This is a genomic window from Citrobacter sp. Cpo065 (genome assembly GCF_030332805.1).
Lineage (GTDB): Bacteria > Pseudomonadota > Gammaproteobacteria > Enterobacterales > Enterobacteriaceae > Citrobacter > Citrobacter portucalensis.
Genome location: NZ_JAOWHC010000034.1, coordinates 562,041 through 586,395 on the forward strand (window position 1 = coordinate 562,041; position 24,355 = coordinate 586,395).

Consider the following 24,355-nt stretch of genomic DNA (forward strand, 5'->3'; position numbering starts at 1 on the left):
AACGATCCTATCTGCATGTAATCACAGAATATATAATATTCTTCTATCATTGATAGTTAATACTATTTTTCCCTTCTCTTTTGCCATGAAATTCTGCATCATGAAATTCAAACTCTATTGCTATTAGGATGATAACCATGTCTGATATCGACGCTCAGCGTCTGGCCGAACGCATTGATACCGTGCTGGATATCCTCGTTGCAGGTGATTACCACTCAGCCATCCACAATCTCGAAATTCTGAAGGCTGAGCTGCTAGACACGGCCAAAGAAGATGCCGAGTCTTTGCCCAAAAAGCACAAGGCTCCCTGGGAGATTTGATGACATTAACCCTTTAATGTCGCTGCTATAAGCAAACTGCACGTGAGGCAGTTTCCGTTTAATTTCCGATACGATATCGCAATAAAATTAATATTATGAATTCCCGACAACAATCTATTTTGCAGATGGTGACTGATAAAGGTCAGATGAGCGTCGCCGAACTGGCAAAAATCACCGGTGTCTCAGAAGTGACGATTCGACAGGATCTGAACACACTGGAGAAACAGAGCTATTTACGCCGTGCGCACGGTTTTGCCGTTTCATTGAACAGTGATGATGTGGAAACGCGCATGATGACTAATTTTACTCTGAAGCGTGAACTGGCCGAATTTGCCGCATCTTTGGTAAGCCCTGGCGAGTCCGTATTCATTGAAAACGGCAGCAGCAATGCGCTCTTGGCCAGAACGCTGGCGGAGCAAAAAGATGTCACCATCATTACCGTCAGCAGTTATATAGCCCATCTGCTGAAAGAAACCCCCTGCGAAGTGATTCTCCTTGGCGGCATCTATCAGAAAAAAAGCGAAAGCATGGTGGGGCCCTTAACTCGCCAGTTTATCCAGCAGGTACACTTCAGCAAGGCCTTTATCGGCATTGATGGCTGGCAGGCTGACACCGGCTTCACCGGACGCGACATGATGCGTTCTGATGTGGTTAACGCGGTGCTGGAAAAAGGTGCAGAAGTTATTGTACTTACTGACAGCTCAAAATTCGAAGCCATTCACCCTTACACGCTGGGTCCATTAGAGCGATTCAGCCGCGTAGTCACGGATTCCAGACTCAGCGCCAGCGTACAAATGCAGCTCGAGCATTCAGGATTAACCGTCAATATCATTGATGCGCACGCATAAAATCTTCAGCAGATGATTTGTCAGTCGGCAAATCATCCCCTCTCTGAGAGTTATCTGACAGTCCAATTAAGACTTTTTACCTGTCGTTAACAGGATTAAGTCGTAAAATTAATGTTAGCGATATAACAGGAACGAACCTCCAATCTCAGGATAGTGTTTGTCATGCCTTCGCTAAACGGTTTCACGGAAATATCTTCGTTAGCCTAAATTTAGCGCTACTCTTAAAGAACACTGGATTCCGTGAATCAATAATTCAGGAGAAAGTATTATGTTAGTAACGAGCAAAAAAATGACCGCTGCCATTTTGGCAATTACTCTGGCAATGTCGCTGAGTGCCTGCTCTAACTGGTCCAAACGTGACCGTAACACCGCAATTGGTGCTGGTGCTGGTGCAATCGGTGGTGCAGTCCTGACTGACGGCAGCACGCTGGGCACGCTGGGTGGTGCTGCAGTAGGTGGTATTATTGGCCACCAGGTGGGTAAATAATTTACGGTTAAACGGCTCGATATAATAATACGTTTACTTTTTCAGGTCTGTATTATTAAAAAGCCACGGAATAATTCCGTGGCTTTTTTTATTAACCGCCAGCCAATTTAACTTTCATTCCTTTGGCTTCCAGCAGCGATTTAATCAGGTCGCGTTTATCACCCTGTATCTCAATCACGCCATCCTTCACTGCCCCGCCGCAACCACATTTTTTCTTCAGTTCCGCAGCTAATTTGGTCAGTTCAGCATCGTCCTGATCTATTCCAGTAATCAGGCACACGCCCTTACCTTTGCGGCCACTGGTCTGTCGCTGGATACGGACAATGCCATCGCCTTTGGGACGCTCTGGGACGGCTTTCGGTTCATCAATACGCCCGGTGTCAGTTGAGTAGACCAGACGAGAATTTGAGTCGTTCATTTACGCACCTCGTTTCAGGGAGGCATTGATCATCTTCAGCGTCTGAGCCGGATCTGCCGACTGTGTGACCGGACGACCAATAACCATATAATCCACGCCAGCTGACTGTGCCTGTTCAGGCGTCATAATGCGACGCTGGTCGCCTGCCTCGCTACCTTCAGGGCGAATACCCGGCGTAACCAGTTTAAATGCCTGGCCAAATGCCTGCTTGAATCGCACTGCTTCCTGCGCGGAGCATACGACGCCATCCAAACCACAATGTTGGGTTAAACGCGCCAGCCTTTCCGCATGCTCGGCAGGTGACAACGTCACGCCAAGGTCGGCAAGATCGCTGGCTTCCATACTGGTCAGAACTGTTACTGCAATCAGCAGCGGCGCATCCTTGCCAAAAGGCACCAGGGCTTCACGTGCGGCGGTCATCATACGCGCCCCACCTGAAGCATGAACGTTAACCATCCACACGCCAAGCTCGGCAGCTGCCGCAACGGCATGCGCGGTAGTATTGGGAATATCATGAAATTTCAAATCAAGAAAAACGTCAAAGCCACGCTGTTGTAAATCGCGAACCAACTGAGGTCCAAAAAGCGTGAACATCTCTTTGCCCACTTTCAAACGGCAATCACGAGGATCAATTCTGTCGACAAAAGCTAATGCTTTATCACGATTGGAATAATCGAGAGCGACAACGACAGGAGAATCAGTAACAGCACGAGAAAAAGATGAAGCAGTAAACGTCATGACCAGACCTTCCTGAGGATGGGCGCCATCGGCGGCGCAAAATGGGTAAACGGCGTGCATTCTACCTGCGGCAATGGAAAATTAACAGGCGCGATTACATTTCTGCCAGGCGAATTTGGCAACGGGGTTGAGGATGGATTGGTTACACATCATTAGTATGTTGTAACTAAAGTGAAGTTTTTTTAAAAATTACAGCCCATCAAGTCCGCGAATAGGCTTAATGGTTGACCATGAGCGACAGGATGGGCAGTGCCAGTACAGTGTATATGCGGTAAATCCGCACTTCTGGCAACGATACCGAGGCTTGCTGCGCACCTGCTCCCCGACCATATCGCGCAGAACCATCAGGCTCTCTTTCGCGCGCCCTTCTTCTGCTTCGTTAAGATGGTAATCCATCAACTTGTGGAACACGCGCATCGTAGGATGGCGTTGTAGCTGGCGGGTAATATAAACCTGAGCGGTATCAGTCCCCTCACGCGCTTCAAGAATATCGGCCAGCATCAGCTCTGCGGCGGCGCCAGTATTCTCCTCAACGGCCCGACGTAAAAACTCGGCCCACTCATCGTTTTTCCCCAGATGCTGGTAGCAGCTTTGCAGCATTTCCAGCGTTTCGCTGACCAGTTCTTTATCCTGAGAAATCACGCGTTGCAGACTTTCAACGGCCTTCGCGTAATCGCCTTTCACCATGTACACACGGCCCATCATGATGGAAACACGTGCACTGTTTTTGTCTGCCGCAGCCCCTTTTTTCAACAGCGTCATGGCGCGATCCATATCGTCGCTGCCCATCTGCTGTAAGGCCAGTTCGCAGTAGAAGTGAGCTATCTCGATACGTTGTTTATCTTTACCGAGCTTCACCAGGCGTTCTGCAACATCAATCGCTTTCTGCCATTCGCTGGTCGCCTGATAAATTTGCAGCAGTTGCTGTAATGCACCGACGCGAAAATCTGTTTCATCGGTAAGCTGATTAAACATGTCTTCCGCGCGGTCGTACAGACCTGCGGCCATGTAGTCGCGCCCCAGCTGTTGTACGGCCAACAAACGCTGCTCGTAGGTTAGCGAAGCACTTTCCATTAACGTTTGATGGATGCGGATTGCGCGGTCGACTTCACCGCGCGAGCGAAACAGGTTTCCGAGGGTGAGATGAGCCTCAACGGTGCCCGTATCCTCTTTTAGCATATCGAGGAACAGATCCACCGCTTTGTCTTGTTGGTTGCTCAGGAGGAAGTTAACCCCGGCGACATAGTCACGGGAAAGACGGTTAGCTTCATCCTGCTTGGTTTGTTGCGCACTTCTGCGACCCATATACCACCCATAGGCAGCGGCTACAGGCAAAAGCAGAAACAACAACTCCAACATAAATAATTATTCCTTCACAACCGACGAATCGGCAGAAACCGCAACGTCGGTCGCAGGCGTAAGCTGGTTTTCCAGTCGTTTGATTTTACGTTCGGCGCGCGCAAGAGACACACGAACCTTCAGCCAGAAAAGGCCGCAAATTAACCAACCAATCGCGAAACCTGCGGCAAACAATACAGCAAGCAGCGTAGAGATACGATACTCACCCTGAGCCAGCAGGTAATTAAACGTAACCTGTTGATCGTTTTGCGCACCTAATGTCACCGAAATAACAAAAATCGCCAACACCAGTAAGAAAATGAGTAAATATTTCACATTACTTCCCGTTATGTGGTTTGAGCGAATAAATCGTGTACAACTTACCGCGTTGAGCCCTTTAAATTACCATTTTCACAACGAGTGCGAAACGGAAAAGCGCTTTCCCCTTTCTGATTTAAGGGCAAAATTCGAAAAATCAATCATGGCTAACTTTCTTGTTCACGCTGAGCGATTTCTTTTTCCTCCTGCACAGGCGGCGTTAATGGTCCGCATACCCGCTGCGCAAGCCATGTCGCCAGTGTTACCAGCAACCATGAAATCAGCGTTGCAACGACCAAATCACGGGGCCAGTGCATGCCTAATAGCAAGCGACTCCCCATAACACCCGTAGCCCAGATAAGTAAAAACACAATCGTCAGCGTACGTCGGCGTGGCCATAACAGCCCTACTGCCAGTAAAGCCCAACTGGCGGCAAACATCGTATGCCCTGACGGAAAGGCAAAACCCGTTTCTTTTTGCCAGTGCTTACGTAGAAACGTCGGAATATCCTGTTGTTCTGCCAATTGCTCTTTAACTAAGTGACCACGATCTTTACGTTTTAAAGTGTAGAACTCATCAACCGGAATATGGTGCGTTTTTTCCAGCCACACGACAAAGGGCCGAGGTTCCTGCACCCTGTCTTTAACCCAGGACTTCACGCCCTGACCGACTAAAATTGCCGCAGCCAGGATCGCAAACAGCATTACCGCAGCTTTCAGACGAAAACGCAGACACCACAGAAACCATGCACAGAGAACAACGTGAGTGATAATACCCCACGGCTGGGTCACCGTTTCCGTTATCCAGTACAGAGATTTTAGCCACCAAACGTTATGTCCCGGCTGCCAGCTCCAGCCCGATACCCATACGGCAACCGGCATAATAAGTAGCAGCCCGGCCCCGACCGCAGTGCGCTTTGCAATTGACAGCATTGCCTCTCCTTTCGTCGATAAGTCTCACAATCATAACTGAAAAAAGCGCATGCCGGGGAAATTGACAATTTTGTGCCATTCCAAAAGCGAATCCGTTGTCGCGATTAGGTGAACATCGTTGCCTTATGGCAAAATAGTGCAATATAGAACAGAAGCCAACAGGCGACGGCACGACAGTGCCAGCATAATCTGGAGAATTACATGCAGCTTAAACGTGTGGCAGAAGCCAAACTGCCAACCCCCTGGGGTGATTTCCTGATGGTGGGATTTGAAGAACTGGCAACCGGACACGATCACGTCGCACTGGTCTTTGGCGATATCACAGGCCAAACGCCTGTCCTGGCGCGTGTCCACTCCGAATGTCTGACTGGCGATGCATTGTTTAGCCTGCGTTGCGATTGCGGTTTCCAGCTCGAAGCGGCTCTCACCCATATTGCTGAAGAAGGGCGCGGTATCCTGCTTTATCATCGTCAGGAAGGACGCAATATCGGCCTGCTCAATAAAATCCGCGCCTACGCGTTGCAGGACCAGGGTTATGATACCGTTGAAGCTAACCATCAGTTGGGCTTTGCGGCAGATGAGCGTGATTTCACGCTGTGTGCGGATATGTTCAAGCTGCTTGGTGTGGACGAAGTTCGTTTGCTGACCAATAACCCGAAAAAAGTGGAAATTCTGACCGAAGCGGGAATCAACATTGTTGAACGCGTGCCGCTGATTGTGGGTCGTAACCCGAACAATGAACATTACCTGGACACCAAAGCCGCCAAGATGGGACATTTACTGGGCAAGTAATAGTTGTTACCGCCGATAAAAAAGCCTGCTCTCGCAGGCTTTTTACTTCTAGCTCAACATATTACGAATCACGTAGTGCAGAATGCCATCGTTTTGGTAGTACGTTAGCTCCGTCGCGGTATCGATACGGCAGCGGCATAAAACCACCTCTTTACGTCCATCCGAGCGAACCATACTCACCGGCACTGTTGCTCCCGGTTTGATGTTTTGCAGATCCGTAATATCGATCGCTTCCTCACCGGTGAGTCCCAGCGTTTTACGCGTGACGCCCTGCGGGAATTCCAGCGGCAAAATCCCCATACCAATCAGGTTAGAACGGTGAATTCGCTCAAAGGATTCAGCGATAACCACGCGAACCCCCAGCAAACGCGGGCCTTTTGCCGCCCAGTCGCGACTGGAGCCAGAGCCATACTCTTTCCCGGCAATAACCGCCAGGGGAATATTCTCTTGTTGATATTGCATAGCCGCATCATAGATAGCCACTACCTCAGTTCCCGGCAAATGACGCGTCATCCCACCTTCCACGCCAGGTACCATCTCATTGCGAATACGAATATTGGCAAAGGTACCACGCATCATCACTTCATGATTCCCGCGTCGTGAACCGTAGGAGTTAAAATCTTTACGCTCCACGCCGTGGCTTTGCAGATAACGACCTGCCGGGCTATCCGGCTTAATACTACCTGCAGGAGAAATATGGTCGGTGGTGACGGAATCTCCAAGCATTGCAAGGATACGCGCACCATGAATGTCCTGGACCGGATCCGGCGTCGCCTGCATACCATCGAAGAACGGCGACAAGCGGATATAGGTTGAGTCAGACTGCCAGCCATAAGTATCAGCCCGATCAACCTGGATTGCTTTCCATTCCGGCGTGCCTTCAAACACTTCAGCATACTCTTTATGGAACATGGCGGTAGAAACCTGCTCCACGGCACGGGCAATTTCCTGAGCCGTCGGCCAGATATCTTTCAGATATACGGGATCGCCCTTTCTGTCATGCCCTAACGGATCTTTCGTCAGATTGATATTCATATTCCCCGCCAGAGCATAGGCCACCACCAGCGGCGGAGACGCCAACCAGTTGGTCTTCACGAGCGGATGGATACGCCCCTCAAAGTTTCGGTTGCCGGAAAGCACAGCACCAACGGTGAGGTCGCCTTTTTTGATAGCTGTCTCGATAGGATCGGGTAACGGACCCGAGTTACCGATACAGGTGGTACAGCCATAACCTACAAGGTTAAATCCCAGCTCATCAAGGTATGGCGTGAACCCAGCCTGCGCCAGATAATCAGACACCACCTTCGATCCTGGAGCCAGCGAGGCTTTCACCCACGGCTGAGGTTTCAGACCAAGCGTCACTGCTTTTTTCGCCAGCAGCCCCGCCGCCATCAATACGCTTGGGTTAGAGGTGTTGGTACAGGAAGTGATCGCTGCAATAACCACAGCACCATCCGGCAGCTGGTACTGGTGACCGTTCATTGTATAATCCACTGGCTGGCGATCTTTCAGCGAGCTATTCACTTCGAGTTCATTACTCGCCGAAAACGCTTTCGGGACATCAGCCAGTGCCACCCGATCCTGCGGACGCTTCGGTCCGGCAAGACTAGCTTCCACACTGCCCATATCCAGCTCCAGTGAACTGGTAAATACGGGTTCATCCCCCGGATTACGCCACATTCCCTGCGCTTTGGCATAGGCGCTGACCAGCTCAACCTGCTCCTCACTGCGCCCACTCAGACGCATATATTCAAGAGTGATGCTATCTATCGGGAAGAAACCGCAGGTTGCGCCGTATTCCGGTGACATGTTCGCAATGGTTGCCCGATCGGCCAGCGGTAAGGTGTCCAGCCCATCACCGTAGAATTCAACGAATTTACCGACCACGCCGTGCTTACGTAGCATCTGGGTGACGGTTAAAACCAGGTCAGTAGCGGTGATGCCTTCCCGCAGTTTGCCCACCAGTTTGAAGCCCACAACATCCGGGATAAGCATAGAGACCGGTTGACCCAGCATTGCTGCTTCAGCTTCAATGCCTCCAACGCCCCATCCCAGCACACCGAGACCATTAATCATTGTCGTATGGGAATCGGTTCCGACCAACGTGTCAGGGTAAGCCACCCACTCACCGTCCTGTAACTCGCTCCAGACGGCTTTGCCGAGGTATTCAAGGTTAACCTGGTGGCAAATCCCCGTTCCTGGTGGTACAACGCTGAAGCGACTAAATGCCTGCTGTCCCCATTTCAGGAACACGTAACGCTCATGGTTACGTTCCATTTCCAGGCGAACGTTTTCTTCGAAAGCATCATCATCACCAAAACGGTCCACCGTTACCGAGTGGTCAATGACAAGATCCACTGGCGAAAGCGGATTCACTTTTGCCGTATCCCCACCCAGACGTTTCACCGTTTCGCGCATGGCGGCCAGATCGACCACCGCCGGCACGCCGGTAAAATCCTGCATCAGAACACGAGCGGGTCGATAGGCAATTTCACGATCGGCATGGGCAGTCTTCAGCCAATGCGCGAGCGCATGAATATCATCTTCGGTTACGGAATTACCATCCTGCCAACGAAGCAGGTTTTCCAGTAACACTTTCAGCGATTTGGGTAGTCGGGTGATATCACCCAGTGATTTAGCGGCCAGAGGTAAACTGTAGTAGCGGTAGGTTTTATCTTTAACCTGCAATGTGTCCTTACTGGCTTCTCGTAGGGTCGACGACATAGCTCCTCCTTAAATGACAGGGTTGGATCCCCTGATTTCCTCAGGGTTAGTATTAAAGATAACACAAACAAAATGTAACGCTTTGATAACAACTCAAATTGATAAAAGTAGCGCGCGATACAAAAGCGCGAAGTGAGGTCAATGGTAGGGAAGAAGGTCTAGCCGTGTAGATTAATAGGATGAATATTCAGCAGGCAATAGCGCAATCGATAATACGTTGATTAGGTGGCTGATGGTGAATACATGGGATAAACAATTCGATATTTAAGGCCACGAGGTAATCGTTATTATTATAAAATACGTACGAATTATTGTTTCTGTTCATCATCACCGGTTAACAGATCAATAAACGCCCGTTGTTCAGGAGAAAGATTCCAGGATTCGGGTATCTTTGGCTCCTTCTCGGCGACGGTTTTGCTCTCTTGCTCATGGTCATGAGACGCTGGCGTCACGGTAGAGTGCTGCTCCGGTGCGGACATACTTACCCCCACACGTTCCAGGCCACGAGTGCGACAATAATCCAGAATATCGCAGAGCCAAGAAACACGGCGAACCAGGCTTTACGTTTCATCGCGGGATCCCGGCGTGCAGGCTGGTTTCCTGAAGGCATCGCTAACCTCATACTATCGAAATCACTTATCATTTAGGCACCAAACAATTGGTACAATTAATCATCAGATAGGAGGAATCCTAATAAAAAAGGCAAAAAAAAGCCAGTTAATTTTCGGACTCGATCTGATAAATAAATCAATTGTTTGATCAATTATGAATATTTGAGCGTGATTTTTGGCAAGCTGACTAATTTGAAACTACTTTAGAGAACTTTTTCCATAAATAATATATGGTTAATATATAGGAGGAGAAATAATGAATTCAGACTCCCCCGTCGGTATCACTTTATGCTTACAGATACCGACGAGGTAACAACCGTTATTATTTCTCAGGCAATTTAATATCTTTAAACATGGCTTCAATATCATCGTTGGAACGCAGCGCCACCGCCGTGTCCACCACATCACGCGTCAGATGCGGCGCGAAACGTTGAATGAAATCATACATGTAACTACGTAAGAAGGTGCTGCGACGAAAACCAATTTTGGTGGTGCTATGGCTGAAGATATCGTGCGCATCCACACGTACCAGGTCAGGATCGGAAACAGGATCAACCGCCATACTGGCAATTACACCCACGCCGAGACCCAGACGGACATAGGTTTTAATAACATCGGCATCGGTCGCGGTAAAAACAATACGCGGCTCCAGACCCGCACGGTTAAACGCGGTGTCCAGCTCCGAACGCCCGGTAAATCCAAAGGTGTAGGTCACCAGTGGATACTGTGCCAGTTCCTCAATAGAAACCGAGGATTTTCCCGCCAGCGGATGATCCGGCGTGACGACAATCGAACGGTTCCAGTGGTAGCAAGGTAACATCACCAGATCGTCATACAGATGCAGGGCTTCCGTCGCGATGGCAAAATCCGCATTCCCTTTCGAGACGGCTTCGGCAATTTGCGTCGGCGATCCCTGATGCATATGCAATGAAACACGAGGATATCGCTCAATAAAACCCTTAATCACGTTCGGCAAAGCGTAACGTGCCTGGGTGTGCGTGGTGGCGATATACAGCGAGCCTTTATCCGGCCAGGTATGTTCGCCAGCAACGGACTTAATAGCATCTACCTTAGACAGTACTTCACGCGCAATACGGATGACTTCCTGCCCCGCTGGCGTAACCTGGGTCAGATGCTTACCACTACGGGCGAAAATCTGGATGCCAAGTTCATCTTCCAGCATACGAACTTGCTTACTGATACCGGGCTGAGAGGTATAAAGCCCTTCCGCCGTTGAGGAGACATTAAGGTTGTGGTTCACCACCTCAACAATGTAGCGAAGCTGCTGTAATTTCATGTTATGCCATCCCGATTCGCGCCATCAAATCATCGTTTCAGTGCAGGCTCGTGGGCGCTGCTAATACGATTTAATAATAAAAAGTCTGTTAACTATAACCACTATATCATTTATATGTACGCTGTATAGGTATGACAAAAAATAATATGCCAGAAACAAAAAGGGCCGCTTACGCGACCCTTTGAGGAGAAATTCAGCCGTAACGCTGTTATTTCTTCCCTTCTACCCATTTACCGTCAACGAAGAACGCGGACCAGCCAGTCGCCTTACCGTCTTTCTCAGCGGCAACGTATTGCTGCTTGGTTTTACGGCTGAAACGAACCATAGACTTGTTACCATCCGGGTCTGTTTGCGGCGCATCTGCCAGATAACGCAGTTTTTCCGGCAGGCGATCGCGGAAGCGGTACAACTCTTCCACCAACGGCGCACGAGTCTCACGTGATTTCGGGAACGTATTGGCCGCCAGGAAGATACCTGCAGCACCATCACGTAACACGAAATACGCGTCAGATTTTTCACACGGCAGTTCCGGCAGCGGAACCGGATCTTCTTTCGGCGGAGCAACTTCACCGTTACGCAGGATCTTACGGGTGTTTTTACACTCGTCGTTAGTACACGCCATGTACTTGCCGAAACGTCCCATTTTCAGGTGCATTTCAGAACCACATTTTTCGCACTCTACGATAGGACCGTCATAACCCTTGATACGGAATTCACCCTCTTCGATCTCGTAGCCGTCGCAGGTTGGGTTATTACCACACACATGCAATTTACGCTTAGGATCGATGAGATAACTATCCATTGCCGTACCGCACTTCTGGCAGCGGCGTTTGGCGCGCAATGCGTTCGTTTCCGCGTCATCGCCTTCCAGCACGTTCAATACTTCGTTTTCCGGCACCAGGTTAATGGTGGTTTTGCAACGCTCTTTCGGGGAAAGTGCGTAGCCGGAGCAACCAAGGAAAACGCCGGTACTGGCGGTACGAATACCCATCTTGCGTCCGCAGGTCGGGCAATCAATGCTGGTCAGCACCATCTGGTTCGGACGCATACCGCCTTCTTCAGGATCTTTCTCGGCTTTATCTAACTGCTGAGTAAAATCAGTGAAGAAGTTGTCGAGTACGCCCTTCCATTCGGCTTCGTGATTCGCCACCTGGTCGAGGCTGTCTTCCATCTGCGCGGTAAAATCGTAGTTCATCAGCTCGCGGAAGTTTTCTTCCAGACGATCGGTGACGATTTCACCCATTTTTTCAGCGTAGAAGCGACGGTTTTCAACGCGAACATAACCGCGATCCTGAATCGTAGAAATGATCGACGCATAGGTGGATGGACGACCAATGCCACGCTTTTCAAGTTCTTTAACCAGCGAAGCTTCACTGAAGCGTGCAGGCGGCTTGGTGAAGTGCTGCGCAGGTGTCAGCTCGATAAGCGTCAAGGTATCGCCTTTGTCCACCGCCGGTAAGATGCGATCTTCATCGCCCTTACGCAGCGCTGGCATCACTTTGGTCCAACCATCGAAGCGCAGAATACGACCACGCGCTTTCAGACGGAAATCACCCGCACCCACGGTCAGGGTGGTAGAGTCATATTTCGCTGGCGTCATCTGACAAGCTACAAACTGGCGCCAGATCAGCTGATACAGTTTTTGCGCATCGGCTTCCATATCTTTCAGCGACTCCGCCAGTACGGCGACATCGGAAGGACGGATAGCTTCGTGTGCTTCCTGCGAGTTCTCTTTGCTGGCGTACTGGTTCGCGCTCTCCGGCAAATATTTTTTGCCAAAATTATCACTGATGTAATCGCGAACCATGGTGACAGCATCCTGGCTCAGATTGGTTGAGTCAGTACGCATGTAAGTGATGTAACCCGCTTCATACAAGCGCTGCGCCATCATCATGGTTTTCTTCACACCAAAGCCCAGACGCGTGCTCGCAGCCTGCTGTAGCGTGGAGGTAATGAACGGAGCACTCGGCTTGCTGCTGGTCGGTTTATCTTCACGTTCCAGGACGCTATAGCGCGCTTTTTCCAACAGGCTAACCGCGGCAAGCGTTTGTTCCCGATTTACAGGACGGAACGGTTTATCATTTTGATGCGTCACCTCAAGCGGCAACGCGTCACCGCCCGGCGTGGTCGTGTTAGCATCAATTTCCCAGAACTCTTCTGGAACAAATGCTTTGATTTCGCGTTCACGCTCAACCACCAGACGCACAGCCACAGACTGTACGCGACCGGCAGACAGACCACGCGCAATTTTTTTCCACAGCAGTGGCGACACCATATAGCCCACCACACGGTCCATAAAGCGGCGCGCCTGTTGCGCATTAACACGATCGATGTTCAACTCGCCCGGTTTTTCAAACGCCTGGCGAATAGCATTTTTGGTAATTTCGTTAAACACCACGCGGCTGTAGCGGGTGTCGTCGCCACCGATGACTTCCCGCAGGTGCCATGCAATGGCTTCCCCTTCGCGGTCAAGGTCGGTTGCGAGATAGATGTGGTCGGCTTTTTCAGCCAGTTGCTTCAGTTCAGAAACAACTTTCTCTTTACCAGGCAGCACTTCATAGCGCGCATCCCAGTTGTGCCACGGGTCAACACCCATACGGTTGACGAGAGCGCCACGTTCATCCTTTTTGGGCTTTTTAGCCGTTTTGGTGGAGGTTGAGTCGGCGCTCTTTTTAGTTGCTGAGCCACTGGTCGGCAAATCACGGATATGACCGACGCTGGATTTCACCACGTAGTCATTACCCAGATACTTGTTGATCGTTTTGGCTTTTGCCGGGGACTCAACGATGACAAGAGCTTTACCCATATTCACCTTTACCTAATTTGATTCTTCCAGAATGCGTCGCACGTTGATTCACCTTCCACTGGCGACGAGACATCGATATGGTCTCTGCGTCGGCGGATATCAACCCCTTAAACTGTTTCGCGCTTGTAATGTAACTCTCATGTAACTGAGTTAACAGGCTTTTTTTCTCACAAACGCTCTAGCACGACGAAGTATTGGTCGAATGTCAAGCAAATCTGTTGCCAGATTGACGAAAGCGTCACACTGTACCTGATAAAATGCGTTACGCAACTTTATTAGCATGCAAAAACAAATCTCGCCAGTTGTAACACTGTCGTAAAACCTTCATTTATGTCAGGGAATATTTGCCCATAAGGCGGGCTCAGCGTAGACTAATGTCCTTGTTTAAGGAGTAAATCATGCATAAAGACACTCAACCCATCGATCGCGAAACACTGCTGATTGAAGCCAACAAAATCATTCGTGAGCATGAGGACACGCTGGCGGGGATTGTCGCCACCGGCGTTACGCAGCGAAACGGCGTGCTGGTTTTCAGCGGAGATTACTTTTTAGACGAGCAAGGGCTACCAACGCCCAAAAGTACGGCTGTGTTTAATATGTTTAAACACCTGGCGCACGTACTTTCTGAAAAGTATCACTTGATCGATTAACTCGAGAAATAATTTGCCGGATGGCGGCAACGCCTTATCCAGCCTACATTGATGCCTATTTGTAGGCCGGATAGGATATGTGAGCATCGCTATCCGGCAATGACAATTTTACATCAGTGGCTTCTGCCCCCGCTGCCACCAGCGCATCAGCAAACGATCGGCGCTCTCCGCCGCACTACCGGTAAAACGATCCATCAGCTTTTTACGCTGCAGATAGCGAACGTTCAACACTTCACGACCTTCCATCAGCCCGAGGATCACCTCATCGCTGGTATTGATCTCATCCACCAGCCCATTTGCCAGCGCCTGTTGACCAAACCAGTGTTCACCCGTGGCAACCTGCTCAATGTCCAGGGTCGGGCGCATACGATGCACAAAATCTTTAAACAGATGATGCGTTTCGTTCAGGTCTTCACGGAATTTCTGCCGTCCTTCTTCCGTGTTCTCGCCAAGCAGCGTCAACGTACGCTTGTACTGTCCGGCGGTGTGCAGTTCGATATCAATATCTTTCCCTTTCAGGAAGCGGTTAAAGTTCGGGATCTGCGCCACCACGCCAATTGAGCCGACGATAGCAAACGGCGCCGAAACAATTTTATCTGCCACGCAGGCCATCATATATCCGCCGCTCGCAGCGACTTTATCTACCGTGACGGTCAGCGGGATCTGCTTATCGCGCAGGCGTTGTAACTGGGACGCAGCCAGGCCATAACCATGTACCACACCGCCCGGGCTTTCCAGACGAACCACCACCTGATCCTGAGGTTTAACAACCGCCAGCACCGCCGTCACCTCTTCGCGTAATGCGCTGACCTCATGGGCATCCATACTGCCTTTAAAATCAAGCACCCATACACGAGGTTTATCTGATGACGTACTGTCACCCAGTTTTGCTTTTGCCTTGGCGGCCTTCGCCTCCAGCTTCTGTTTCTTTTTCTGCGCCTTATGCCAGAATTTTTGCTGATGCCCATCCAATAAGGCCAGCGACAGGTCTTCCTTCATCTCTTTATATTGATCGCTGAGGTTAATAACCCGCAATTCCCCACGCTGACGTTTGCGTTGTGTCGCGTTTACGATCAGCATCACCACCACTGCAATAGCCACCACGACAGTGACAATTTTTGCCAAAAACAGCCCATATTCAGACAACAATTCCACGAGACCCACCTTGGTTAAACAACGCGACTTCCGCTCAGTGTACAACAGGCGTGTCACCTCGTCTTGCTTCATACATCCAGTGCTGAATCAGTAAAAAGCATGACAAAGCGTTCATTTTGCGGTGTTATTGCCTTTGGCTGATTGAAAAAGAACAGGGTTTAAGGCATAAAGCCCAAAAGTTATTGCGAACGAGATGGCCAGGGCGTCGCCGAGGAGTAGCCGTGCATTACCAACCTAAACAAGACCTTTTACAGGGCCGCATTATTCTTGTCACCGGTGCCAGCGATGGTATCGGACGCGAAGCCGCGCAGACCTATGCACGCTATGGCGCGACCGTTATCCTGCTTGGGCGTAACGAAGAAAAACTGCGTCAGGTTGCCCGCACTATCGCCGATGAAAACGGAACACAACCACAGTGGTTTACGCTGGATTTACTGACCTGTACCTCTGAAGAATGTCACCAGCTTGCACAGCGCATTGCCGCACATTTCCCACGTCTGGATGGCGTACTGCATAACGCCGGATTACTCGGCGATATTTGCCCAATGAGTGAACAAAACCCGCAGGTCTGGCAGGATGTGATGCAGGTAAATGTGAATGCCACTTTTATGCTGACTCAGGCATTGCTGCCGTTGTTACTCAAATCCGATGCCGGATCGCTGGTCTTTACCTCTTCCAGCGTCGGCCGCCAGGGACGCGCCAATTGGGGGGCGTATGCCACATCAAAATTTGCTACCGAAGGGATGATGCAGGTTCTGGCTGATGAGTATCAAAACCGTCATCTGCGCGTAAACTGTATCAATCCTGGTGGAACACGAACTGGCATGCGAGCCAGCGCATTCCCCACGGAAGATCCACAAAAATTGAAAACTCCCGCCGATATTATGCCGCTCTACCTGTGGCTGATGGGCGATGACAGCCGCCGTAAAACCGGTATGACTTTTGACGCCCAGCCGGGCCGTAAACCAGGAATTGCCCAATGAGTGAAGAACGCTATCAGCAACGTCAACAGCGCGTAAAAGATCGGGTTGACGCACGCGTTGCCGCCGCTACGGACGAGCGCGGGATCATCATCGTATTCACCGGAAATGGTAAGGGTAAAACCACCGCCGCATTCGGTACCGCCACGCGCGCGGTGGGCCACGGTAAAAAAGTCGGCGTCGTACAATTTATTAAAGGTACGTGGCCAAACGGAGAACGTAACTTACTTGAACCCCACGGCGTAGAGTTTCAGGTTATGGCAACAGGATTTACCTGGGAAACGCAAAACCGTGAGTCCGACACCGCGGCCTGTATGGCCGTGTGGGAACACGGTAAGCGGATGCTGGCCGACGATGAACTGGATATGGTGGTGCTGGACGAGCTGACCTACATGGTGGCATACGACTATCTGCCGCTTGAAGAGGTCATCACTGCCCTAAACGCGCGCCCTGCCCATCAAACGGTGATTATCACCGGCCGTGGATGTCATCGCGATATTCTGGAGTTAGCGGATACGGTCAGCGAGTTGCGCCCGGTCAAGCATGCGTTTGAAGCGGGCGTGAAGGCCCAGATAGGGATTGATTACTGACAGTAGGCCGGATAAGGCGCTTGCGCCGCATCCGGCTCCATGCTAACGCCTGATGGCGCTTTGCTCATCAGGCCTACTCATGATTAACCGTTGTTGCTACGACCACCCGGACGACGGCTGCTACCGACCTGTGAGTGACGCTTCACCGCACGACGGATCTGATTTGCCTTCATGCGACGACGATCTTTCTCGACGGCAACTTTAGATGTCGTTTCCGGCTTCAGCTCCACCAGTTCACGCAGATAGTTGGTCTGCGCGAGGTCAAGCTCGGTCCAGCCACCACGCGGCAGGCCTTTCGGCAGCGGGATATCACCGTAACGAACACGAATAAGACGGCTTACCTGTACACCTACAGCTTCCCACAGGCGACGGACTTCACGGTTACGCCCTTCGGTCAGCGTGACGTTATACCACTGGTTGATCCCTTCACCACCGCTGAATTTGATCGTTTTAAATGCCGCCGGACCATCTTCCAGCTGTACGCCACGACTCAGATCGCGCAGTTTGGCATCATCAACCTGACCAAACACACGTACCGCATATTCACGTTCAACTTCACGGCTTGGGTGCATCAGACGGTTAGCCAGTTCACCATCGGTGGTAAACAGCAGTAAACCGCAGGTATTCACGTCCAGACGCCCTACGGCAATCCAGCGCGCATCACGCAGTTTTGGCAAACGATCGAACACGGTCGGACGACCTTCCGGGTCGTTACGGGTACACAGTTCACCTTCTGGCTTGTAATAGGCCAGAACGCGGCAGATTTGCTCCGCAGACTCTTTAACCGAAATCAGATGACCGTCGATACGGATTTTCAGACCCGGAGTGACTTCAACGCGATCGCCGAGCGTGGCAATTTTGCCATCAACGCTCACGCGACCCGCGGCAATAATAGATTCGATTTCACGGCGAGAACCGTGGCCAGCGCGCGCCAGCACTTTTTGTAACTTTTCGCTCATAGAGCTTCCTTTAGATGTCGCCTTCACAGGCGTCGAACAGGAGAATCAACGGCGCCAGTCAGCGCCATTTTAAGGCCGCGTAGTATAGCGGTTCGCGCCCTTATAAGAAAGGTTTAACGTCGCCGACGCCTTCACGCAACACCACCGGAGAATCGTCGGTTAAATCGATGACCGTGGTCGGCCGCTGACCGAGATAGCCACCGTGAATAATCAAATCCACCAGTTTTTCCAGACGGTCTTTAATCTCTTCCGGGTCTGACTCAGTAAATTCACTGCCCGGCAGCATCAGCGATGTAGATAGCATCGGCTCGCCCAGTGCTTCCAGCAGCGCCAGCGCAATCGGATTCGATGGCACACGCAGGCCGATGGTCTTACGTTTTTCCTGCAACAAACGGCGCGGAACTTCTTTCGTCCCTTTCAGGATGAAGGTGTAGTTACCCGGCGTGTTGTTTTTAATTAAACGGAATGCCACGTTGTCGACAAACGAATAGGTCGACAGTTCGGACAGGTCACGACACATCAGCGTAAAGTTGTGTCCGTCCGGCAGGTGACGGATGCGGCAAATGCGCTCCATGGCGCCTTTATCTTCAATTTTGCAGCCCAACGCATAACCGGAATCGGTTGGATAGACGATCACCCCACCTTTACGCACGATTTCAACGGCCTGATTGATCAGTCGCTGCTGCGGGTTTTCGGGATGAATATAAAAAAACTGACTCATACTTTCCTCTCTGTGATCGCGGGCTGCTCCCAAAGTTGCCAGACGCCTTCTACGCCTGCGGGCAACCAAAGTTTACGGCCCAACTCAATCCATGGGCAGGGTAGATGAAAATCAGACCCTTGCGATGCCCACAGTTGATGCGAACGCGCAAGCGTCGCCAGATGGGTGCGTTCATTGGGAGACTGCTGGCACTGTGCTACTTCCATCGCGTCGCCGCGATGTTCAGCAAAATGTGCAACCAGTCTTTTCAGCCACTTAGCGCTAAGATCGTACCGCCCAGGATGAGCCAGAACAGCCTTACCGCCAGAATGATGAATGACATCAATAGCTTGTTCTATTGTACACCACTGTGGCGGAACGTAACCGGTTTTCCCACGGGCAAGATACTTTTTAAAGACATCCGCCATGGTTGTGGCTTTTCCACATTCCATCAGGAAACGTGCAAAATGGCCCCGCGTAACCGCCCCGCCATCAGCCAGGCGTAACGCCCCTTCCCACGCGCCGGGGATATGCGCTTTGTCGAGTCGTTCAGCAATCAGGCGTGCACGCTGCTGACGACGTTCCGTTTGTTGCGCCAGAAACTCACATATCATGGGATGGGCGATATCAATGTTCAGACCCACTATATGGATCTCATGGTTTTCCCAGACCGTTGATATCTCGACGCCAGGGATCAAATTTAAGGCTAAACCTGAACGTGAAATTTCTTCTCTTGCCGCCGCAATGCCGGCCGTGGTGTCATGATCGGTGATCGCCAGTGTACCGACTCGCATCTCTACCGCACGGTGTACTAAGGCTTCTGGCGTTAATCGCCCATCGGAGGCTGTAGTATGACTGTGCAGGTCATAAATCACTGCGTAATTCGTGTCGCTCAAGGCGGCTCCCGTTTCAATAAATGTCGTATCACGCCCATCATAGCGGTTTCGACAAATATACTGAAATCAGGTGTTGACTTTATTCCATCGAACTAGTTAACTAGTACGCAAGTTCACATGAAGAAGGTATCTGAGATGAAAGCAACATTTGTTCTGCACGGTTGGTGGCGCACTTCCTGATTTCGGGCAGTGTCTTACGTCTGCAATATGCAACCAGATACCCGGCCCGCCAAATGAGCGGGCTTTTTTTTGAACAAAATTAATGAGAATAACGATGCAAACTCAAAAACCGACACTCGAACTGCTTGCCTGCGATGCCGCCTACCGTGAGAATCCGACGGCGCTGTTTCATCAAGTGTGTGGCGCACGTCCAGCAACACTGCTGCTGGAATCTGCAGATATCGACAGCAAAGACGATCTGAAAAGCCTGCTGCTGGTCGACAGCGCATTACGCATTACCGCTCTCGGTGACACTGTCACTATTCAGGCATTGTCCGCAAACGGCGCATCGCTGCTGTCGCTGCTGGATGTTGCCCTGCCCGCTGGCGTTGAGAACGAACAACAGCCGAATGGTCGTCATCTGCGATTCCCTGCCGTCAGCCCACTGCTCGATGAAGACGCCCGCTTATGCTCCCTGTCCGTATTTGATGCATTCCGTTTATTGCAGGAGCTGGTTAATGTTCCAGCGCAAGAACGTGAAGCAATGTTCTTCGGCGGTCTGTTTTCTTACGATCTGGTTGCGGGTTTTGAAGAGTTGCCACAGCTTGAAGCGGGCAACCGTTGCCCTGACTACTGCTTCTATCTGGCAGAAACGCTGATGGTTATCGATCACCAGAAAAAAAGCACCCGTATTCAGGCCAGTATTTTTATCCCCAATGATGCGGAAAAACAGCGTCTTAATGCTCGTCTGGCGCAATTGAGCCAGCAGCTTACCGAGCCTGCGCCGCCGTTGCCGGTCACTGAAGTCCCGCAGATGCGCTGCGAGTGCAATCAGAGCGATGAAGAGTTTGGCGCCGTAGTTCGTGGCATGCAAAAAGCGATTCGCGCGGGCGAAATTTTCCAGGTGGTGCCATCCCGCCGTTTCTCGCTGCCCTGCCCATCTCCGCTGGCGGCCTACTATGTGCTGAAGAAAAGTAACCCCAGCCCATACATGTTTTTCATGCAAGACAACGAGTTCACGCTGTTTGGCGCCTCCCCGGAAAGCTCGCTGAAATACGATGCCACCAGCCGCCAGATTGAGATCTACCCGATTGCTGGTACTCGCCCGCGCGGTCGTCGTGCGGACGGTTCGCTTGATCGCGATCTCGACAGCCGTATCGAGCTGGAGATGCGTACCGACCATAAAGAGCTTTCTGAGCACCTGATGCTGGTTGACCTTGCGCGTAACGACCTGGCGCGCATCTGTACGCCTGGCAGCCGCTATGTTGCTGACCTCACCAAGGTCGATCGTTACTCCTTCGTTATGCACCTGGTTTCGCGCGTGGTCGGCGAACTGCGTAGCGATCTGGATGTGCTGCACGCTTACCGCGCCTGTATGAATATGGGCACGTTAAGCGGAGCGCCAAAAGTTCGCGCCATGCAGCTTATCGCCGAGGCAGAGGGTCGCCGCCGTGGCAGCTACGGCGGTGCGGTAGGTTACTTCACGGCGCATGGTGATCTGGATACCTGTATTGTCATTCGCTCCGCCCTCGTGGAAGACGGTATTGCCACCGTACAAGCCGGTGCCGGGATTGTTCTGGATTCTGTACCGCAGTCTGAAGCCGATGAAACCCGTAATAAAGCGCGCGCGGTTCTGCGTGCTATCGCTACCGCGCACCACGCACAGGAGACCTTCTAATGGCTGACATTCTGCTGCTTGATAACATCGATTCTTTTACCTATAACCTGGCGGATCAGCTGCGTACTAATGGTCACAACGTGGTGATTTACCGCAACCATATTCCGGCCCAGACGTTGATTGACCGCTTAGCAACCATGAAAAATCCGGTGCTGATGCTTTCTCCAGGACCAGGCGCGCCAAGCGAAGCGGGTTGCATGCCGGAGCTGTTAACCCGTTTGCGCGGCAAGCTGCCAATCATCGGTATTTGTCTGGGACACCAGGCCATTGTTGAAGCCTATGGTGGATATGTGGGCCAGGCCGGAGAGATCCTTCACGGCAAAGCGTCCAGCATTGAACACGACGGTCAGGCGATGTTTTCTGGTCTGGCGAATCCGCTGCCGGTGGCACGCTATCATTCGCTGGTTGGCAGCAACGTACCTGCTGGATTGACCATTAACGCCCACTTTAACGGCATGGTGATGGCGGTACGTCACGATACCGATCGCGTCTGCGGCTTCCAGTTCCATCCAGAATCAATTCTGACCACCCAGGGCGCGCGTTTGCTGGAACAAACGCTGGCCTGGGCGCAACAGAAGCTTGAACAAACCAATACGCTGCAACCCATTCTGGAGAAACTGTATCAGGCCCAGACGCTGTCCCAGCAGGAAAGTCACCAGCTGTTTTCCGCAGTCGTTCGCGGTGAACTGAAGCCGGAACAACTGGCTGCGGCGCTGGTGAGCATGAAAATTCGTGGCGAACACCCGAATGAAATTGCCGGTGCGGCAACCGCGCTGCTGGAAAACGCCGCACCGTTCCCGCGCCCTGATTATCTGTTTGCCGATATTGTCGGTACCGGCGGCGACGGCAGCAACAGCATCAATATTTCTACCGCCAGCGCCTTTGTTGCGGCGGCTTGCGGGCTGAAAGTTGCCAAACACGGCAACCGCAGCGTCTCCAGCAAGTCTGGCTCTTCGGATCTGTTAGCGGCATTTGGCATCAATCTGGATATGAACGCTGATAAATCCCGTCAGGCTCTAGATGACCTCGGGGTGTGCTTCCTGTTTGCGCCGAAATATCACACCGGTTTTCGCCATGCCATGCCAGTACGCCAGCAGTTAAAAACCCGCACGCTGTTTAACGTGCTCGGCCCGTTGATTAACCCGGCGCATCCGCCGCTGGCGTTGATCGGCGTTTACAGCCCGGAACTGGTGCTACCGATTGCTGAAACGCTGCGTGTGCTGGGATATCAACGAGCAGCCGTGGTGCACAGTGGTGGCATGGACGAAGTTTCGCTGCATGCGCCGACCATTGTGGCAGAGCTGCACGATGGGGAAATCAAGAGTTATCAACTGACGGCAGAAGACTTTGGTTTGACGCCTTACCACCAGGAACAGCTGGCTGGCGGCACGCCGGAAGAAAACCGTGACATTCTTAGTCGCTTGTTACAAGGTAAAGGTGAAGCCGCTCATGAAGCTGCTGTTGCCGCGAATGTCGCCATGTTAATGCGCCTGCACGGTGAAGAAGATTTAAAAGCCAATGCGCAAACCGTGATTAATGTACTGCGTAGCGGTGCGGCCTATGACCGCGTCACTGCACTGGCAGCAAGAGGGTAAATGATGCAAACCGTTTTAGCGAAAATTGTCGCAGACAAGGCGATTTGGGTAGAAGCCCGCAAACAGCAACAACCGCTGGCCAGCTTTCAAAATGATGTTCAGCCTGGCTCACGTGATTTCTACGATGCGCTGCAAGGTGCACGCACCGCCTTTATTCTGGAGTGCAAAAAAGCATCTCCATCAAAAGGCGTGATCCGTGATGACTTCGATCCGGCACAGATTGCGAGCATCTATAAACATTATGCTTCCGCGATCTCCGTACTGACCGATGAGAAGTATTTCCAGGGGAGCTTTGATTTCCTGCCTATCGTCAGCCGCATCGCACCGCAGCCGATTCTGTGCAAGGACTTTATTATCGATCCTTACCAGATTTACCTGGCGCGTTTCTACCAGGCGGACGCCTGTTTGCTGATGCTGTCGGTGCTCGATGATGAGCAATATCGTCAACTCGCCGCCGTCGCCCACAGCCTGAAAATGGGCGTACTGACCGAAGTCAGTAACGAAGAAGAGCTGGAGCGTGCTATCGCACTGGGCGCCAAAGTCGTTGGTATCAACAACCGTGACTTACGCGATCTGTCGATTGATCTGAATCGCACCCGTCAACTGGCGCCGCGACTAGGGCACGGTGTGACCGTCATCAGCGAGTCCGGCATCAATACTTACGGTCAGGTGCGCGAGCTCAGCCACTTCGCCAACGGTTTTCTGATTGGCTCCGCGCTGATGTCGCATGATGATCTGCACGCCGCCGTGCGTCGTGTACTGCTCGGCGAGAATAAAGTCTGCGGTTTAACCCGGGCTCAGGATGCAAATGCGGCATACGAAGCGGGTGCCATTTACGGCGGCTTGATTTTTGTCCCCACATCCCCGCGCGCGGTCAACGTAGCACAGGCGCGAGAGGTCATGACCGGCGCGCCGCTGCAATACGTCGGGGTGTTTCGCAACTCAGATATTACCGACGTGAGCGCAACAGCGGCGGAGCTGGGACTAACTGCCGTGCAACTGCACGGTAACGAAGACCAGTCCTATGTTGACGCCCTGCGCGACTTACTGCCCGCACAGGTGCAAATCTGGAAGGCACTCAGCGTCAGCGAGACGTTGCCAGCCCGTGATTATCAGCATGTCGATAAATACGTCTTCGACAACGGCCAGGGCGGCAGCGGTCAACGCTTCGACTGGTCACTTTTAGGCGGACAATCGCTGGATAACGTTTTACTGGCTGGCGGACTCGGCGCAGATAACTGCGTTGACGCGGCAAAAACCGGCTGTGCCGGTCTCGATTTCAATTCTGGCGTAGAGTCACAGCCGGGCATCAAAGATGCACGTCTTCTGGCTTCGGTCTTTCAGACGCTGCGCGCATATTAAGG

25 protein-coding genes and 1 other annotated feature are annotated in these 24,355 nt (G+C 51.6%); of the genes, 11 read left to right on the plus strand and 14 right to left on the minus strand.

Annotation, left to right across the window (positions count from 1 at the left end):
- Nucleotides 1-137: 137 nt before the first annotated feature.
- The 3 genes from OGY68_RS18800 to osmB all read left to right on the plus strand — a co-directional run bounded on the left by OGY68_RS18800 (nucleotide 138) and on the right by osmB (nucleotide 1,655).
- Nucleotides 138-320 (plus strand): YciZ family protein, encoded by a 183-nt coding sequence (locus tag OGY68_RS18800; protein ID WP_003833313.1) that lies wholly within the window; start codon nucleotides 138-140, stop codon nucleotides 318-320.
- Between the two features lie 95 nt (nucleotides 321-415).
- Complete coding sequence (gene yciT / locus OGY68_RS18805; RefSeq protein WP_003020580.1) at nucleotides 416-1,168, plus strand: DNA-binding transcriptional regulator YciT; 753 nt, start codon at nucleotides 416-418, stop codon at nucleotides 1,166-1,168.
- Between the two features lie 268 nt (nucleotides 1,169-1,436).
- On the plus strand, nucleotides 1,437-1,655 hold the full coding sequence (osmB, locus tag OGY68_RS18810; protein ID WP_003020583.1) for an osmotically-inducible lipoprotein OsmB: 219 nt from the start codon (nucleotides 1,437-1,439) through the stop codon (nucleotides 1,653-1,655).
- Nucleotides 1,656-1,746: 91 nt separating this feature from the next.
- Here the strand turns inward: osmB and yciH are convergent, their stop codons facing one another.
- From yciH to pgpB, 5 genes are all read right to left on the minus strand, one after another.
- Nucleotides 1,747-2,073, minus strand: coding sequence for a stress response translation initiation inhibitor YciH (gene yciH, locus OGY68_RS18815; protein ID WP_003833315.1), 327 nt, complete (start codon nucleotides 2,071-2,073; stop codon nucleotides 1,747-1,749).
- A complete protein-coding gene (pyrF, locus tag OGY68_RS18820) occupies nucleotides 2,074-2,811 on the minus strand; it encodes an orotidine-5'-phosphate decarboxylase (protein ID WP_103285296.1) in 738 nt (245 codons plus the stop codon). It abuts the gene before it with no gap.
- Nucleotides 2,812-3,000: 189 nt separating this feature from the next.
- A complete protein-coding gene (gene lapB, locus OGY68_RS18825; RefSeq protein WP_008784929.1) occupies nucleotides 3,001-4,170 on the minus strand; it encodes a lipopolysaccharide assembly protein LapB in 1,170 nt (389 codons plus the stop codon).
- 6 nt (nucleotides 4,171-4,176) lie between these two features.
- Nucleotides 4,177-4,485: a LapA family protein gene (locus OGY68_RS18830; protein ID WP_003020595.1), complete on the minus strand. Its 309-nt coding sequence runs from the start codon at nucleotides 4,483-4,485 to the stop codon at nucleotides 4,177-4,179.
- A gap of 149 nt (nucleotides 4,486-4,634) precedes the next feature.
- Entirely contained in the window at nucleotides 4,635-5,399 is a 765-nt protein-coding gene (gene pgpB, locus OGY68_RS18835; RefSeq protein ID WP_003833318.1) for a phosphatidylglycerophosphatase B, read from the minus strand.
- Between the two features lie 201 nt (nucleotides 5,400-5,600).
- Between pgpB and ribA the strand changes: the two genes are divergently transcribed.
- A complete protein-coding gene (gene ribA, locus OGY68_RS18840) occupies nucleotides 5,601-6,191 on the plus strand; it encodes a GTP cyclohydrolase II (protein WP_003020601.1) in 591 nt (196 codons plus the stop codon).
- 48 nt (nucleotides 6,192-6,239) lie between these two features.
- Here ribA and acnA read toward each other — a convergent pair whose 3' ends face one another.
- From acnA to topA, 5 genes are all read right to left on the minus strand, one after another.
- Nucleotides 6,240-8,915 (minus strand): aconitate hydratase AcnA, encoded by a 2,676-nt coding sequence (gene acnA, locus OGY68_RS18845; protein WP_057067364.1) that lies wholly within the window; start codon nucleotides 8,913-8,915, stop codon nucleotides 6,240-6,242.
- 308 nt (nucleotides 8,916-9,223) lie between these two features.
- Entirely contained in the window at nucleotides 9,224-9,394 is a 171-nt protein-coding gene (locus OGY68_RS18850; protein WP_165755481.1) for a YciX family protein, read from the minus strand.
- 2 nt (nucleotides 9,395-9,396) lie between these two features.
- The gene (locus OGY68_RS18855; RefSeq protein WP_213732144.1) at nucleotides 9,397-9,537 is read right to left on the minus strand and encodes a YmiA family putative membrane protein; all 141 of its coding nucleotides are present in this window, start codon (nucleotides 9,535-9,537) and stop codon (nucleotides 9,397-9,399) included.
- 311 nt (nucleotides 9,538-9,848) lie between these two features.
- The gene (gene cysB, locus OGY68_RS18860; RefSeq protein ID WP_003020610.1) at nucleotides 9,849-10,823 is read right to left on the minus strand and encodes an HTH-type transcriptional regulator CysB; all 975 of its coding nucleotides are present in this window, start codon (nucleotides 10,821-10,823) and stop codon (nucleotides 9,849-9,851) included.
- 208 nt (nucleotides 10,824-11,031) lie between these two features.
- Nucleotides 11,032-13,629 (minus strand): type I DNA topoisomerase, encoded by a 2,598-nt coding sequence (topA, locus tag OGY68_RS18865; RefSeq protein ID WP_003833325.1) that lies wholly within the window; start codon nucleotides 13,627-13,629, stop codon nucleotides 11,032-11,034.
- A 398-nt stretch (nucleotides 13,630-14,027) separates the two neighbouring features.
- On the opposite strand from topA, the gene OGY68_RS18870 reads away from it, so the two are divergent.
- Nucleotides 14,028-14,279 carry a YciN family protein gene (locus tag OGY68_RS18870; protein WP_003020616.1) on the plus strand — a complete coding sequence of 84 codons (252 nt, stop codon included), beginning with the start codon at nucleotides 14,028-14,030 and terminating at the stop codon, nucleotides 14,277-14,279.
- A gap of 108 nt (nucleotides 14,280-14,387) precedes the next feature.
- Here OGY68_RS18870 and sohB read toward each other — a convergent pair whose 3' ends face one another.
- Nucleotides 14,388-15,434: a protease SohB gene (sohB, locus tag OGY68_RS18875; RefSeq protein WP_032934465.1), complete on the minus strand. Its 1,047-nt coding sequence runs from the start codon at nucleotides 15,432-15,434 to the stop codon at nucleotides 14,388-14,390.
- A 221-nt stretch (nucleotides 15,435-15,655) separates the two neighbouring features.
- Here sohB and OGY68_RS18880 point away from each other — a divergent pair, with 221 nt between their 5' ends.
- Nucleotides 15,656-16,417, plus strand: a complete 762-nt coding sequence (locus tag OGY68_RS18880) for a YciK family oxidoreductase (protein WP_008784935.1) — start codon at nucleotides 15,656-15,658, stop codon at nucleotides 16,415-16,417.
- Nucleotides 16,414-17,004 (plus strand): cob(I)yrinic acid a,c-diamide adenosyltransferase, encoded by a 591-nt coding sequence (gene cobO, locus OGY68_RS18885; RefSeq protein ID WP_003833333.1) that lies wholly within the window; start codon nucleotides 16,414-16,416, stop codon nucleotides 17,002-17,004. Before OGY68_RS18880 ends, cobO begins: the two co-directional genes overlap by 4 nt.
- An 83-nt stretch (nucleotides 17,005-17,087) precedes the next feature.
- Here cobO and rluB read toward each other — a convergent pair whose 3' ends face one another.
- From rluB to rnm, 3 genes are all read right to left on the minus strand, one after another.
- Nucleotides 17,088-17,963, minus strand: coding sequence for a 23S rRNA pseudouridine(2605) synthase RluB (gene rluB, locus OGY68_RS18890; protein WP_003020625.1), 876 nt, complete (start codon nucleotides 17,961-17,963; stop codon nucleotides 17,088-17,090).
- A 100-nt stretch (nucleotides 17,964-18,063) separates the two neighbouring features.
- Entirely contained in the window at nucleotides 18,064-18,684 is a 621-nt protein-coding gene (locus tag OGY68_RS18895; protein ID WP_286617318.1) for an L-threonylcarbamoyladenylate synthase, read from the minus strand.
- The gene (gene rnm, locus OGY68_RS18900; protein ID WP_057067330.1) at nucleotides 18,681-19,559 is read right to left on the minus strand and encodes an RNase RNM; all 879 of its coding nucleotides are present in this window, start codon (nucleotides 19,557-19,559) and stop codon (nucleotides 18,681-18,683) included. The genes OGY68_RS18895 and rnm overlap by 4 nt, the downstream gene beginning before the upstream one ends.
- Before the next feature lie 135 nt (nucleotides 19,560-19,694).
- Here rnm and trpL point away from each other — a divergent pair, with 135 nt between their 5' ends.
- From trpL to trpCF, 4 genes are all read left to right on the plus strand, one after another.
- Nucleotides 19,695-19,739: a trp operon leader peptide gene (trpL, locus tag OGY68_RS18905; protein WP_012905981.1), complete on the plus strand. Its 45-nt coding sequence runs from the start codon at nucleotides 19,695-19,697 to the stop codon at nucleotides 19,737-19,739.
- Nucleotides 19,716-19,810 (plus strand) — a sequence feature (Trp leader region). Its footprint overlaps the gene before it by 24 nt.
- Nucleotides 19,811-19,833: 23 nt before the next feature.
- Nucleotides 19,834-21,396, plus strand: a complete 1,563-nt coding sequence (locus OGY68_RS18910; RefSeq protein ID WP_057067329.1) for an anthranilate synthase component 1 — start codon at nucleotides 19,834-19,836, stop codon at nucleotides 21,394-21,396.
- Nucleotides 21,396-22,991, plus strand: coding sequence for a bifunctional anthranilate synthase glutamate amidotransferase component TrpG/anthranilate phosphoribosyltransferase TrpD (gene trpD / locus OGY68_RS18915; RefSeq protein WP_057067328.1), 1,596 nt, complete (start codon nucleotides 21,396-21,398; stop codon nucleotides 22,989-22,991). The genes OGY68_RS18910 and trpD overlap by 1 nt, the downstream gene beginning before the upstream one ends.
- A 3-nt stretch (nucleotides 22,992-22,994) precedes the next feature.
- Nucleotides 22,995-24,353, plus strand: a complete 1,359-nt coding sequence (gene trpCF, locus OGY68_RS18920) for a bifunctional indole-3-glycerol-phosphate synthase TrpC/phosphoribosylanthranilate isomerase TrpF (protein ID WP_048236417.1) — start codon at nucleotides 22,995-22,997, stop codon at nucleotides 24,351-24,353.
- Nucleotides 24,354-24,355 lie beyond the last annotated feature (2 nt).